This window comes from Pseudomonas sp. GV047 (assembly GCF_003058245.1).
GTDB classification, from domain to species: domain Bacteria; phylum Pseudomonadota; class Gammaproteobacteria; order Pseudomonadales; family Pseudomonadaceae; genus Aquipseudomonas; species Aquipseudomonas marginalis.
Window position 1 is genome coordinate 398662 of sequence record NZ_QCWA01000001.1, and the last position, 13835, is coordinate 412496.

12 protein-coding genes are annotated in these 13835 nt (G+C 63.0%); 4 read left to right on the forward strand and 8 right to left on the reverse strand.

From position 1 onward, the window contains the following. Nucleotides 1-100 precede the first annotated feature (100 nt). Complete coding sequence (locus C8K58_RS01960) at nucleotides 101-1609, reverse strand: MFS transporter (protein WP_108572836.1); 1509 nt, start codon at nucleotides 1607-1609, stop codon at nucleotides 101-103. Nucleotides 1610-1759: 150 nt separating this feature from the next. On the opposite strand from C8K58_RS01960, the gene C8K58_RS01965 reads away from it, so the two are divergent. After that, the gene (locus tag C8K58_RS01965) at nucleotides 1760-2656 is read left to right on the forward strand and encodes a LysR substrate-binding domain-containing protein (protein ID WP_027608644.1); all 897 of its coding nucleotides are present in this window, start codon (nucleotides 1760-1762) and stop codon (nucleotides 2654-2656) included. Here the strand turns inward: C8K58_RS01965 and dhaL are convergent. The 7 genes from dhaL to C8K58_RS02005 form a co-directional block, all read right to left on the reverse strand. After that, on the reverse strand, nucleotides 2613-3260 hold the full coding sequence (gene dhaL, locus C8K58_RS01970) for a dihydroxyacetone kinase subunit DhaL (RefSeq protein WP_065927173.1): 648 nt from the start codon (nucleotides 3258-3260) through the stop codon (nucleotides 2613-2615). The two genes, C8K58_RS01965 and dhaL, sit on opposite strands and share 44 nt — an antisense overlap. Nucleotides 3261-3263: 3 nt before the next feature. Continuing rightward, nucleotides 3264-4265 (reverse strand): dihydroxyacetone kinase subunit DhaK, encoded by a 1002-nt coding sequence (locus C8K58_RS01975; RefSeq protein ID WP_027608642.1) that lies wholly within the window; start codon nucleotides 4263-4265, stop codon nucleotides 3264-3266. 87 nt (nucleotides 4266-4352) lie between these two features. Continuing rightward, nucleotides 4353-5468, reverse strand: a complete 1116-nt coding sequence (locus tag C8K58_RS01980; protein WP_108572838.1) for an alcohol dehydrogenase catalytic domain-containing protein — start codon at nucleotides 5466-5468, stop codon at nucleotides 4353-4355. Between the two features lie 27 nt (nucleotides 5469-5495). Beyond that, the gene (locus C8K58_RS01985; RefSeq protein ID WP_027608640.1) at nucleotides 5496-6251 is read right to left on the reverse strand and encodes an SDR family oxidoreductase; all 756 of its coding nucleotides are present in this window, start codon (nucleotides 6249-6251) and stop codon (nucleotides 5496-5498) included. A gap of 151 nt (nucleotides 6252-6402) precedes the next feature. Next, nucleotides 6403-7410 carry a substrate-binding domain-containing protein gene (locus C8K58_RS01995; RefSeq protein WP_027608639.1) on the reverse strand — a complete coding sequence of 336 codons (1008 nt, stop codon included), beginning with the start codon at nucleotides 7408-7410 and terminating at the stop codon, nucleotides 6403-6405. Between the two features lie 36 nt (nucleotides 7411-7446). Continuing rightward, nucleotides 7447-8424 (reverse strand): ABC transporter permease, encoded by a 978-nt coding sequence (locus tag C8K58_RS02000; RefSeq protein WP_027608638.1) that lies wholly within the window; start codon nucleotides 8422-8424, stop codon nucleotides 7447-7449. Continuing rightward, complete coding sequence (locus C8K58_RS02005; protein WP_092356741.1) at nucleotides 8421-9908, reverse strand: sugar ABC transporter ATP-binding protein; 1488 nt, start codon at nucleotides 9906-9908, stop codon at nucleotides 8421-8423. The genes C8K58_RS02000 and C8K58_RS02005 overlap by 4 nt, the downstream gene beginning before the upstream one ends. Nucleotides 9909-10191: 283 nt before the next feature. Here C8K58_RS02005 and rpiB point away from each other — a divergent pair, with 283 nt between their 5' ends. From rpiB to C8K58_RS02020, 3 genes are all read left to right on the forward strand, one after another. Next, nucleotides 10192-10653, forward strand: coding sequence for a ribose 5-phosphate isomerase B (rpiB, locus tag C8K58_RS02010; RefSeq protein ID WP_016969738.1), 462 nt, complete (start codon nucleotides 10192-10194; stop codon nucleotides 10651-10653). Nucleotides 10654-10716: 63 nt separating this feature from the next. Beyond that, entirely contained in the window at nucleotides 10717-11697 is a 981-nt protein-coding gene (locus C8K58_RS02015; RefSeq protein WP_027608636.1) for a sugar-binding transcriptional regulator, read from the forward strand. A gap of 554 nt (nucleotides 11698-12251) precedes the next feature. After that, nucleotides 12252-13820, forward strand: coding sequence for a TerC family protein (locus C8K58_RS02020; RefSeq protein WP_027608635.1), 1569 nt, complete (start codon nucleotides 12252-12254; stop codon nucleotides 13818-13820). Nucleotides 13821-13835: the final 15 nt, after the last annotated feature.

Below are 13835 nucleotides of genomic sequence, written 5' to 3' on the forward strand. Positions count from 1 at the left end.
GGCTCGCTTCGCATCGTGGTTAGCGTTGGCTGCTACAAATTTTTGTAGATACCTATGCTCATCGGGGGCAAGTCGAATCGTCGCACCGTCCCTCCCACATTTAGTTCGGTGTGGGTATCGGCTTGCGCATCAGCCTCCCCACCACCAGTGCTCCGAGCAATCCCAATAACCCTGCCACCCACAACACCCCGCTGAACCCATCCACAAACGCCTGCCGCGCCAGCGGTTGCACCATCGCCCGTGCCGGCTCCGGCAACAAGCCCATTGCCGCCGGCATATCCCCGGCCACCACCCGTGAAGCAATCCCCGCCGCCTGCGCCTGCCATTGCGTGTCGATACGTGCGCGCAACACGTGCTCGCTGTGGCTGCTCAGCAGTGCGCCATACACGCCAATCGCCAACATGATCGCGCTGAACCGCATGGTGGTGCTCATGCCCGAGGCCATCCCCGCACGGTCCCGTGGCACGCAGGCCATGATGTTTTTTTGCGTATCACCATTGAGCAAACCGGCACCGGCACCGGTGACGGCAATCGCCAGGGCGAAGGGCAGGTAGCCGCCGATATTCACCGCCCAGGCACTCAGCAGGTTGCCGCAGCCCACCAGGGTCAACCCGGCCGCCATCATCGTTGCCGGTGCGAAGCGCCCCGCCAGCCGCGCGCCGATCCGGGGGCAGACCAGCATGGTCAGGGCGAACGGCAGCATGCCCAGGCCCGAGGCAATCGCGGAGAAGTCCAGGCCGTTCTGCAGATAGAACGGCAGCAGCGTCATCATCACTTGGGCGCAGCCGGCGTAGGCAAACATCCCGAGCAAGGCGCCGATAAAACGCGGGTGGTGAAACAGTTGCAGGTCCACCATGGGCCGCTGCTGCACACGTTCGACCCCTACAAATACACCCAGCAACACCGCACCGCCGATCAGGCGTGCATAGGTCAGCGGGTTATCCCAGCCGATACGGTTGGCCTCGATCAGGCCCCAGATCAGGCACAACAGGCTCGCGCTGAAGGCCAGGCTGCCCCACGGGTCGAGGCGGGCGGATTGGCTATCGCGGGATTCCGGAATCGCGTGCAGCACCAGGCTCATCAGCGCCAGGCCCACGGGCAGGTTGAGGTAGAAAATCCAGCGCCAGCCGAGGTATTCGGTGATCACGCCGCCCAGGGTCGGCGCGGCCGTCATCGCCACGCCCATGCAGGCGCCCCAGAACGCCCAGGCCTTGGCCCGCTCGACTTCATCGTGGAAGGTGTGGCCAATGGAGGCCAGGGCTGACGTGAGCAATAACGCTGCACCGACGCCCTTGACCGCGCGGGCGATATCCAGCCACAACGCACTCGGCGCCGCCCCGCAGCCAAGGGAGGCGAGGATAAAAATACTCAGGCCCCAGACCAGGGATTTCTTGCGCCCGAACCGATCGGCAAGGCTGCCGGCCGGCAGGAGCAAGGCGGCAAACGCCAGCATGTAGGCGCTGACCACCCATTCGATATCGGCAAAGTTCGCCCCCAGGTCGCGAGCGATGCTCGGCAGGGTCACGGCGACGATATTGGTGTCGAGCACGATCAGCGAGCAGACACCGGACGCGGTGAGCAACGTCAGGCGCGGGCTGACCCGACTCATGGCTTGATTACCTTACAGGCAATAGGGCAAATGTAGTTGGTGGGCATCGTAAGGGCGCTCCAATGTTGAGGTGCTTCGAGCTTATCCCTGGCCACTGCTGGTATTGTTAGCCGCTGTGGAGCACTTCATTACCTTTGAGCTAATCCTGTTATGGATATCCGCCATTTTCGCTACTTCCTCGCCGTGGCCCGGCAGCGCAACTTCACCCGTGCCGCCGAGCAATTGGGCATTGCGCCACCGACCCTGAGCCGGCAGATCCAGGACATGGAAACCAGCCTGGGCACGCGCTTGTTTATCCGCCGGCAACGCGAAGTCAGCCTCACCGAAGCCGGCGCCGCCTTGCTGGTCGAGGCCGAAGCCACCGTGCGCCAGTTTGAATTCGCCCAGCACCATGCCCAGCGTGCCGGGCGTGGCGAGATCGGCCATATCGAATTGGGTTACGTGGCTTCGGCGCTGTACGCCGGGCTGTTGCAGCGGCAGATGCGTGCGTTCGGCCAGGCATTTCCCGACGTCAGCGTGACGGTGCGCGAATGCGCCATGGCCACGCTGCCGAGTGCGGTGGCGGACGGGCGCTATGACATCGGCTACATCCGCTCGCCGATGACCTTGCCCGAGGGAGTAGAGGCGGTGCGTCTGGACGGCGAAGGTTTTGTCCTGGCGCTGCCCCAGGATTCCTGGCTGCTGGGGCTCGCGGCCATTGGCTGCGAACACCTGCAAAACGAGACATTTATCCTGCCGGAGCAAATCAGCGGCACCCTGCATGTCGCCGCGCAAGGCGGTTATGCCCCGCGCCTGGGGCCACAGCCGGGCGGGTTGGTCGCGGTGGTGGCGCTGGTGTCGATGGGGCAGGGCGTGGCGGTGGTGCCCGCGTCAATGGTCGGGCATGTGCAGTTGCCGGGCGTGGTGTATCGCAGCATTCAGGGCTGCGACGCGTCCTCGTGGCTGTCGCTGATTCACCGGCGCTTCGAGAAAGCGCCGGCGGTGGCGCGGTATATCCAGCAGGTCAAGCACTCAGGCGCGGCTGCACCGAATCCGCCAGGCGCGTAAGGATCAGGCAGCACGACACCGCCCCTGCATCCAGCACGCCCAGTGAGCGCTCGCCCAGGCGACTGGCGCGGCCGATCTTCGCCACCAGGTCCTTGGTGGAGTCGCGTCCCTGGGAGGCGGCGGTTTTCATTGCCTCCAGTGCATCACTGAAGGACGCCCCCGAGGCGTGCGCGCGCTCGAAGGCTTCCACCGCCGGGATCAATGTGTCCATCAGACACTTGTCGCCCACGCCCGCTTCGGTGATGTCCTGCAACGAGGTCAGGCCGCCGCGCAACAGGTGGGCGAAGGTGGCTGCGTCGATGTCGTCACGGCCGCGCACTTCGTCGGCCATGCCGATAAACAGGCTGCCATACAACGGCCCCATGGAGCCGCCGATGCCTTCCATCAGGCTCAGGGTCAGCTCATCCAGGGCTTCGGCGAGGGTCAGTTGGCGACCTTCGATCGTGCGCCCGCAATGGGCGAAGCCCTTGGCCATGTTGATGCCATGGTCGCCGTCGCCAATCGCGCCGTCGACTTCGCTGAGGTATTCACGGTTGGCCACGATCACACTGACCAGGTCGGTGACGATGGCGCTGCCGTGGTGGCTGGAAAAATGCTGGCTCATGGTTCAGTCCGCCTGGGTCATGCCGATGGAGCGGCAGGGTTGGTCGATCAGGGTTTTCAGCTCCGCGTCGAGGCCGAGCAGGGTCAGGGTCACGCCCATCATTTCCAGGGAGGTGAAGTAGTTGCCGACGTAGCAGCGGTGAATCTTCAGGCCCTTGGCGTTGAGTTGGCGTTCCACCTCGGCATAGAAAATATACAGCTCCATCACCGGCGTGGCGCCAAGACCGGAGACCAGCACCACCACGCTGTCATCCTGGCTGAAGTCGCGGTCGGCGAGGATCGGCGCGAGCATGCGCTCGGCCATGGCGGCGGCGGACTCAATGGGGATGACCTCAATGCCCGGTTCGCCGTGATGGCCGATGCCCAGTTCCATCTGGCCGTCGGGGATCTGGAAGTTGGGCTTGCCCACGGCGGCAATGGTGCAGGGCGTGAGGCCGATGCCAATCGAGCGGCAGTGGTCGACGGTTTTCTGCGCGACGCGAATCACGCCGTCGAGGTCGTAGTGCTGGGCGGCGGCGGCACCGCCGATCTTCCACATGAAGATTTCCCCGGCCACGCCGCGACGCTTGGCGATCTCGGTCTTGGGCGCGGAGGCCACGTCGTCGTTGGCGACCACGGTGCGGATGCGCATGTCTTTGCTGGCGGCCATTTTCATCGCCAGCTTCACGTTCATATTGTCACCGGCATAGTTGCCGTACAGGCAGGCCACGCCGGCGCCATGGTCGGCGGCGCGGAAGGCGTCGAAAAAGCTCTTGGCGGTGGGCGAGGAGAAAATCTCACCGACGGCCACCGCGTCGACCAGGCCGGGGCCGACATAGCCGAGAAAGGCCGGCTCATGGCCGGAGCCGCCCCCCGTGACAATGCCGACACGCCCTGGCCCGGAAGGCCTGGCCTTGACGATCACCCGTGGGTTGCTTTCGTACTGGCGCAGTTCGGGGTGCGCGACCAGGATGCCGCGCAGCATGTCCTCGACCACGTGGTCCGGATCGTTGATGACTCGATTCATAACGCGGGTTCCTGTTTTTATGGGTTCACCGCTATCCAACTGTGGGGGGAGGGCTTGCCGCCTCCCACATTTGGACCTGTCGGGTGCTTAGGGCTCTAGTACAACCTTGAGCGACTTGTCGCCACGTTCCATCACCGCAAACGCTTCCTTGAAGTCCGCCAGGGCGAACTTGTGGGTCACCACATCGCGCATATCGATCTTGCGGTTGCCGATAAAGTCGATGGCCCGCGGGTACATGTACGGCCCCAGGTGCGAGCCGAGGATGTCCAGCTCCTTGCGGTCGCCGATGATCGACCAGTCCACCGTGGCTTCGTCGTTGAACACGCTGAACTCCACGAAGCGCCCCAGCTTGCGCAGCATCGCCAGGCCCTGGTTCACCGCCTTGTGGTGCCCGGTGGCCTCGATATAGATGTCGCAGCCATAGCCGTCGGTGATCGCGCGGATGTTGGCCAGTACGTCCACTTCGGCCGGGTTCCACACTTCGTCGGCGCCCATGCGCAGGGCGAGGGCGGCGCGTTCGGATTTCATGTCGAGCACGATGAGTTTTTTCGGGTTGCGCAGGCGCACGGCGCCGATGATGCCCAGGCCCAGGGTGCCGGCGCCGGCCACCACCACGACGTCGTCATGGTCGACGTTGGCGCGTTCCGCCGCATGCAGTGAGCAGGCCAGGGGTTCGATCAGGATCGCTTCGTCGGGGGCGATGGATTCCGGCACTTTGTGAATGATGCCTTCCTTGGTGAAGATCATGTACTGGGCCATGGCACCCTGCACATTGTTCTGGAAGCCATAGAGGTCGTGTTTCTGGCACATCCAGTACTGGCCGTGGTTGCAGAAGCGGCAGCCCCAGCATGGCACGATCTGCTCCGAGATCACCCGGTCACCGACCTTCACGCCGCGCTTTTCCGCGCCTGGGCCCAGGGCCACCACGCGACACACGAATTCATGGCCGGGGATCATCGGCGGCTTGACGTAGCGCGGTTGCTCGGCATCGCCCCAGAACGACGGCGCGCCGCGATAGGTCTTGATGTCGCCCATGCAAATGCCGCACAACTCGACCTTGGTGAGGATTTCATCGGGGCCGGGCGTGGGCACGTCGACGGTTTCCAGGCGATAGTCTTCCGGGCCATGGCAAACCACGGCCTGCATGGTTTTCGGGATGACCGGCGAGAGTTGTTCGGGTGTGCGTTCGGTGACAGTGGACATGACAAAACCTCACGACAGATAAATGAATTACTGAATGCTGTAGCCGCCGTCGATCACCAGGTTGGCGCCGGTGATCATCTGCGCGGCATCGCTGAGCAGGTACAACGCCAGCCCGGCGATTTCCTCCGGCTGGGCAAAGCGGCCCGCCGGGATCTGCAATTTGGCCCGTTCGCCGACTTCACCGGCCCAGGCCTTCTTGCCCAGCGCGGTCTCGACGATGGTGGGGGAGATGGCGTTGACGTTGATGTGCGGCGCCCATTCCATGGCCAGCACCTTGGTCATGCCGACGATGGCCGCCTTGCTGGCGCAGTAGGCGACGTGGCGGTCGAGGCCGATCACCGCGGCCTGGGACGCGAGGTTGACGATGCGTCCGCTGCCCTGGGCGAGCATGTGCCGCGCGCAGGCCTGGGCCACGAAAAAGCTGGCCTTGAGGTTGATGTCCAGGGTGGTGTCCCAGGCGCTTTCGCTGACATCGACGGCCTTGTCCAGCAGGGCCACGCCGGCGCTGTTGATCAGGTAGTCCAGGCGTTGGAAGTGTGCGAAGACCTGGTCGATGGTGTGTTGCACCTGGTTGATCCGGCTGAGGTCGACGGCAATGCCCAGATGCCCGGCACCCAGGCTTGCTGCCACTTCAACCACCGCCGGGTCGCGGTCGAGCAACGCTACGCGGGCGCCGCGCTCCACCAGCAGGCTGGCGCAGGCCAGGCCGATACCGGCGGCGCCGCCGGTGATCACCGCGCAACGGCCGTTGAGGTCGAAGGCTTGGTTCCAGAATCCAGACATTTACATGACTCCATTTTCGAAAACAGTGAAGATCTCATGTGGGAGGGGGCTTGCCCCCGATGACGGTGGGTCAGATCACCTGATCTATCACTGGTACACCGCCACCGGGAGCAAGCCCCCTCCCACACTTGCCTGTATTTCAAGCCAATAACTACTTACCGCCACTGACCTGTTTGTACAGTGCATCGGCGTTGGCGTTAGTCACGGGCACCCACGGCAGGATGTAGGTCTTGGCCGTGCCATCGCCCCATTTCACGTCCTTGGCATAGCGCTCCCAGATCACCGACTGCGGTTTGTAGTCCTTGCCGGCGAGTGCGCGCAACGCTACGTCCAGTGCGCCCTGGGACTGGGCCTGGGCGTCCTGGAGGAAGGTGGTGACTTCGTCTTTCTTCGCCGCCTGGATCGCGTCCGGCATGCCGTCGATGGACGTGACGGGCACATCCTTGGAGGTCAGGCCGTGGGATTTGAGGGCCTGCACGGCACCGAGGGCCATGTCGTCGTTCTGCGCGATCACGCCGTTGATGCCTTTGGGGTGGGCGTTCAGCCAGTCTTCGGTCAGCGCCAGGGCCTGGGCGCGGTCCCAGTTGGCGGTCTTCTTCTCGATGATCTTGATGCCAGGGTGCTTGCCCAGCACTTCCAGCTCGCCTTTCTCGCGGTCGATCTGCGCCGACTGGCCAATCGGGCCCTGGATGATCACCACGTTGCCCTTGCCGTTGAGCTTGTCGACCATGGCCTGGGCCTGCAGGCGGCCACCTTCCACATCATCGTTGCCGACGTAGGGCACCGAGGCGTCGGCGACCTTGGTGTTGGAGGCGATAACCACCACGTCGTTGCTCATGGCTTGCTTGACCGTGCCGACGCCGGCCTTGGTGTCGATCGGCACGAACAGGATTGCGTCGTAGCGCTGGGTCACCATGTTTTCGATCTGATTGTTCTGGGTCAGGGCGTCGTAGTTGCCGTCGAACACGGTCAACTGCACGGTGCCGTCCTTGACCGCCGGGTGCTCCTTGAGCTCGCGGACCCAGTTCTGCATGAACTGGCCCTTGAGGCCGTAGACGGCCGCGCCGACCTTGTAGGTCTTGCCATCGGCGGCCATTGCGATACTGCCGGCGAGCAGGGAGAGAGCCGCCGCGGCGGCCAGGGTGGTACCAAGTTTCATGGGGGGAACTCCGGTTATTGTTGTAGTGGTCGTTCTCTAGCGTTTTTTCTTGCGCCACACGTCGATCAGTACTGCAAACACGATGATCAGGCCCTTGGCGACCTGCTGGTAATAGGAGGACACGCCGAGCAGGTTCAGGCCGTTGTTGATCACGCCGATCAACAACGCGCCGAACAGCGTGCCGACAATGCTGCCGGTGCCGCCCGACAGGCTGGTGCCGCCGATCACCACGGCGGCTATCGCGTCCAGCTCATAGGAAACCCCGGCCTGGGGCAGGGCGGAGGTGGTACGTGCCGACAACACCACGCCGGCCAACCCGGCGAGCAGGCCGGACACCACGTACACCGAAAACATCACCTTGCGCACGCCGATCCCGGAGGTGCGCGCGCTTTTTTCATTGCCGCCCACCGCGTACACGTAGCGGCCGTAGGTGGTGTAGCGCAGCACCATCCAGAAGATCAGCGCGACCACCGCAAAGATGATGATCGGCACGCCAATCGGGCCGATCTTGCCGATGCCCAGGGCCAGGTAGGCGTCGGGCAGGTCGGTGATCGGGCTGCCGTCGTTGAGGATGAAGGTCATGCCACGGGCAATGCTGAGCATGCCGAGGGTGGCCACGAACGGTGGGATCGACAGGTTGGCGACCATAAAGCCGTTGACCACGCCGAGCATCGCCCCGGCAAACATCCCCGCGCTCACCGCCGCCAGCAGCCCGTAGCCCTGGGTCGCGACCATGGCGCTGCACAATCCGGCAAAGGCCAGGATCGAGCCGACGGAGAGGTCGATGCCCTTGGTCAGGATCACGTAGGTCATGCCCACCGCGAGGATGCCGTTGATGGAGGTCTGGCGCAGGATGTCCATCCAGTTGCGCCAGGTCATGAAGTACTCGCTGGAAAACGCCATCACCACGCACAGCAGGATAAACACCAGCGGCAGGCCGAAGCGGTCGAGGGACAGGCGCAGGCGGTTGCGCGGTGCGGTGGTGATAGGGGCGGCAATGGTTTTGGCATTCATGAGGCAAGACTCAACAGGGCTTCCTGGGAAAGGGCGGTGTCGGTGCTGATGGTCACCAGGCGACCGCCCTTGAAGACGGCGATGCGGTCACTCAGGTGCAACAGTTCCGGGGCTTCCGACGACACCACGATGGCGGCGCCACCGGCGCGCACGAATTGATCCAGCAGGTGGTAGATCTCCTGCTTGGCGCCCTCATCGATACCCCGGGTCGGCTCATCGCACAGCAGGCACACCGGTTCGGTCGACAGGCATTTGGCAAGCACCACTTTCTGTTGGTTGCCGCCGCTCATGGACGCCACCGGCAGTTCCAGTGAGGTGGTTTTGATCTGCAGGCGCTTGACCATGTCCTGGGCCAGTTGGGTTTCCTTGCGTGCGTTGATCAGCGACCAGCTCGACAGGCGCTTGTAGGCCGACAGCGCAATGTTGGAAAGAATGCTGCCGGTCAGCACCAGGCCGCTGTCCTTGCGGTCTTCGGTGACCAGCGACATGCCGGCATTGATGGTCGCCTTGGGCAGGCCGACGGGCATGGGCTTGCCTTGCAGAGTGACGCTGCCGGAGTCGGCCACGGTCAGGCCATAGATGCAGTTGAGGAATTCACTGCGCCCCGAGCCCATCAGGCCGTAGATGCCGAGGATTTCACCCTGGCGCAGTTGCAGGCTGATGTCGTGGAACTCGCCGGCGCGGCTGAGGTTGTCGATTTGCAGGCAGGTGTCGGCGGCGCATTCGCGGCCGACCTTGTGGTCGATGCGGGTCAGTTCCTGGCCAACGATGCCGCGCACCAGGTGGTCGCGGTCGATATCGGCCATGCGTCCGCTTTCCACAAAGGCGCCGTCGCGGAAGATGCTGTAGTCATCAGCGATCTGCGCCAGTTCGCTCAAGCGGTGCGATACATAGACGATGCCGGCGCCCCGCGCGGTGAGGCGGCGAATCGCCTTGAACAGGGTTTCGGCTTCGCGCTCGCCAATGGCCGACGTTGGCTCGTCCATGATCATCACCTGGCAGTCATGGCTGAACGCCTTGGCGATTTCCACCAGCTGGATCTGCGCCACGCTCAGTCGGTGCATGGGGCTGCTGGCGTCCACCTCGAATTCCAGGCTTTCCAGCAGCTCGCGGGTGCGGCGGTTCAAGGCCTTGTTGTCGACGATGCAGCCGGCGCGGCGCGGTTCGCGGCCCAGCCAGATGTTTTCGGCGACGGTCATGTAGGGGATCGGTTCCAGTTCCTGGGTGATCATCGCGATCCCCGCCGCGAGGGCTTCGCTGGGGCGATTGAACTGTACGGCGGTGCCGTTGAGCAGAATGCTGCCGGCATCGCGCGGGGTGATGCCCATCAGGATGCTCAGGAAAGTCGACTTGCCTGCGCCATTGCCGCCGCACAGGGCGTGGACGCTGCCGGCCCGCAGAGAGAGGCGCCCGTCACGCAGGGCAGGGATCCCGGCGTAAGCCTTGGCGACGTGTTCAGCCTGGAGCAGTAATGGCGTGGCCATCGGCGTGTCCTCGTGCTGTGAATTCTTATTAGGTCGCACAGTCATGTTTCGCTGTGATCATATGTGTATCAAATGAAATTCTGATCAGTCAATCTCTTTCATGTAAATGCTGCGATTCTGATCTTTTTCGCCAATTACCCTTTTTTAGAGCGCTTTGACTGGCAGGTCAGTTAAATCCCGCTTGACAGAAGAGGGGTAACGTCTGCGAAATGAATGATAGAAATTTCATTGAGTGATCAATTGATCAGTCGTAAGCACCCTCACGGCAGCGGAGCCAGACACCATGAACACACCTTTCCCGGTGGCTATCGGATGCGATGAAGCGGGTTTTGAGCTCAAGGAGCTGTTAAAGCGCCATATCGAGGCGCTGGGCTATCCGGTGACCGACTTCGGCACCCATTCCACCGCGCCGGTGTTGTACCCGGACATCGCCCTGGCCGTGGCCACCGCCATCAACGCCGGGCAGCAGCGCCTGGGCGTGCTGGTGTGCGGCACGGGGATCGGCATGGCGATCTCGGCCAACAAGGTGCTCGGGATTCGTGCGGCCCAGGCCCATGACACGTACTCGGCAGAGCGGGCGCGCAAGAGCAACGATGCGCAGATCCTGTCGATCGGCGCGCGGGTGATCGGCGCCGAACTGGCGAAAAGCATCGTCAAGTCGTTCCTGGAGTCGGAGTTCGAGGCGGCCCGTTCCGGGGCCAAGGTCGAGCGCATCAATGCGATTGAGCGCGATGGGCATCAATAGTGGACGTAGCAGGGCAAGAGTCGGGAGAATGCGCCTTTGACGCCGAAACGGAAGCCCGTCCCCATGAGTGACAGTACCCAGCGCATGGCCAGCGATATTGATCAGATGACCGAAGTGGCGATGCTCTATTACCTCGAGAACGTCACTCAGGAAGCCATCGCCAAGCGCTTCGACCTGTCCCGGGCAAAAGTCAGCCGATTGCTCAAGCGCGCGCGGGATGAGGGCATTGTCGAGGTGCGCGTCTTGCAGCATCCGGCGATGAACAACGAGCTGGAACAGGCCTTGGTGGCGCGCTTCAAGCTGGATCGCGCGTTGATCGCGGTGGACCACAGCGACCCCGATACCCAACGCTCGGCCGTCGCCAGCCTGGTGGCCAACTACCTGAACAAGACCTTGAGCGACGGCATGATCGTCGCCGTGGGCATGGGTCGCAACGTCGGCGCCGTGGCCGATAACGTGTTCCTGCCGGTGACGCGCAACTGCACATTTGTCTGCGCCATTGGCGGTTCGCTCAAGGCCGGCGAATACATGAACCCCGATCACATCTGCCGGCGCCTGGCCCTGCGCTTTGGCGGCGAGAGTGAAAGCCTGTACGCCCCGGCCCTGGTGGCCAACCCGGAGTTGCGCGGGGTGTTGATCAACAATGACACGGTGCGCTCCACCCTCGACCGTGCGCGGCGGGCTGACATGGCGCTGATCGGCATCGGCGACATGAGCGAGAACAGCAATATGGTCCGTATGGGCTGGTTCTCGCCCCAGGAAATCGCCCAGGCACGCTTGTCCGGCACCGTGGGCGACATGATGGGCTATGACTTCATCGACATCCACGGCCAGCCGGCAGTCAACGCGATCCAGGGGCGAGTGATCGGGTTGACGGTGCAGGAGTTGTTCCGCATCCCGGACGTGGTGGCGATTGCCAGTGAGAACACCAAGGCGGCGGCAACGTTGGGGGCGTTGCGGTCGGGGGTGATCAATACCCTCGCAACCACCGTCACTAATGCCCACACCATCCTGGCGCTGGACGACGCAACCCGTAAAACCTGACACGCCCTCATCGGGGCGTGGGTATCTACACAACGTTGGCTCAACGCCGGACGCCCGGCAGACAGGGCTGTTGTGGTGAGCGGGCTTGTCGAATCGTCGCACCGCCCGCGCTGGGCTGCGAAGCAGCCCCAGTAAAGAAGAACGCGGTGTATCAGGCACTCTGTAGAGGCTGGTTTTGGGGCTGCTTCGCAGCCCAGCGCGGGGCAAGCCCGCTCACCACAGAGATTTGGCAAGATCTTAAAAGTTGTGTAGATACTCATGCTCATCGGGGGCAAGCCCCTTCCCACATGATTTTGTGTGGGGCTCGAAGACAGGTTTTGTAATAGTTTTGCGTTGCAGGAAATTTGTATTTCGCCTGTAGGATTCAAGTCCTTTTGTTATTTCAGGACCTGCATGAACATCCTCTCGGAGCCTCCCAGTCGTCTTTCCCCAAGACATCCGCCGCCGCTGTTCCCGCTGAAACACCCCGTATCCCGACTGCCAGCCGTGTCCCGGTCCACCGACCGCGCCTTGCCGTGCCCGGCATTCTGAAACCTGTAGAGAGACTGATATAAATGGAATGGTTAGCGGATCCAACGGCCTGGCTCGGCCTGTTGACCTTGATTGTGCTGGAACTGGTGCTGGGCATCGACAACCTGGTGTTTATTGCGATCCTGGCGGACAAGCTGCCGCCGGAGCAGCGCGACCGTGCGCGCTTGATCGGTTTGTCCCTGGCGTTGCTGATGCGCCTGGGCCTGCTGGCGAGTATTTCCTGGTTGGTGACCCTGACCCAGCCGCTGTTCGAGGTGTTCGACAAGAGCTTCTCCGGCCGTGACCTGATCATGCTGTTCGGCGGTGTGTTCCTGTTGTTCAAGGCCACCATGGAATTGCATGAGCGCCTGGAAGGCCATGTGGCCCAGCGCACCGGCAACGTGGCATACGCCATGTTCTGGCCGATTGTGGCGCAGATCGTGGTGCTCGACGCGGTGTTCTCCCTGGATGCGGTGATCACGGCCGTGGGCATGGTGGATGAGTTGGCGGTGATGATGATCGCCGTGATCATTTCCATCGGCCTGATGATCGTCGCGAGCAAGCCGCTCACACGCTTCGTCAACGCCCACCCGACGGTGATCATGCTGTGCCTGGGCTTCCTGATGATGATCGGTTTCGCCCTGACCGCCGAAGGCCTGGGTTTCCATATTCCCAAGGGCTACCTGTACGCGGCGATTGGTTTCTCGATCCTGATCGAGGTGTTCAACCAGATTGCCCGCGCGCGTCGCAAGAAGTCGGCCCAAGGCGTGTTGCCGGTGCGTGAGCGCACGGCCCATGCGGTGATGCGCTTGCTCGGCGGTCGCAGCCTGGCGGTGGAGGAGGTGGGGGAAGAGGTGGCTGACCTGTTGGGCGAGACGGATGCCGCCCAGGGGCCGCTGTTCGACCGACGCGAGCGGGTAATGATCAGCGGTGTGCTGCAACTGGCCGAGCGGCCGATTCGCAGCTTGATGACGCCGCGGGCCAACGTCGACTTTATCGACCTGGCGGACGACCCCGACACGATTCGCCTGAAGCTGATGCACTCGTCCTATTCGCGCCTGCCGTTGATCCGCAATGGCGCGGTGGATGAGCCGCTGGGCTTTGTGCACAAGAAGGAATTGCTCAAGGAATACCTGGCCGGCAATGAGCCGAACCTGGAGCACCTCGCACGCCGGGCGATCAACCTGCTGGAGAGCTTTTCGATCCTCAACGCCCTGGAGCAGATGCGCCAGGAATCCACCCATATCGCCTTCGTGATCAACGAGTTCGGTGACTTCATGGGCGTATTGAGCATGACCGACATTCTTGAATCCATTGCCGGTGAGTTGCCGGATGCCAGTGAGATCGAAGGGCCGGATATTGTCGAGGAGGGCGCGGGCTTCCGTGCCAATGGCGCCCTGAATCTCACCCAGATTCGTCAGCGTACCGGCTTCAAGGCCGTCGCGACCGAGGATTACCAGACCCTGGCCGGCCTGGTGATGAGCCTGCTCGACCGCCTGCCGGTGGTGGGTGATAGCCTGGAGCATGAGGGCTGGCGCCTGACGGTGGCGGCGGTAGAGGAGCGGCGGGTGACGCAGGTGTTATTGCAGCCTTGCGGCGTGCATAACGCTTGAAGGTGTCCTCCACAA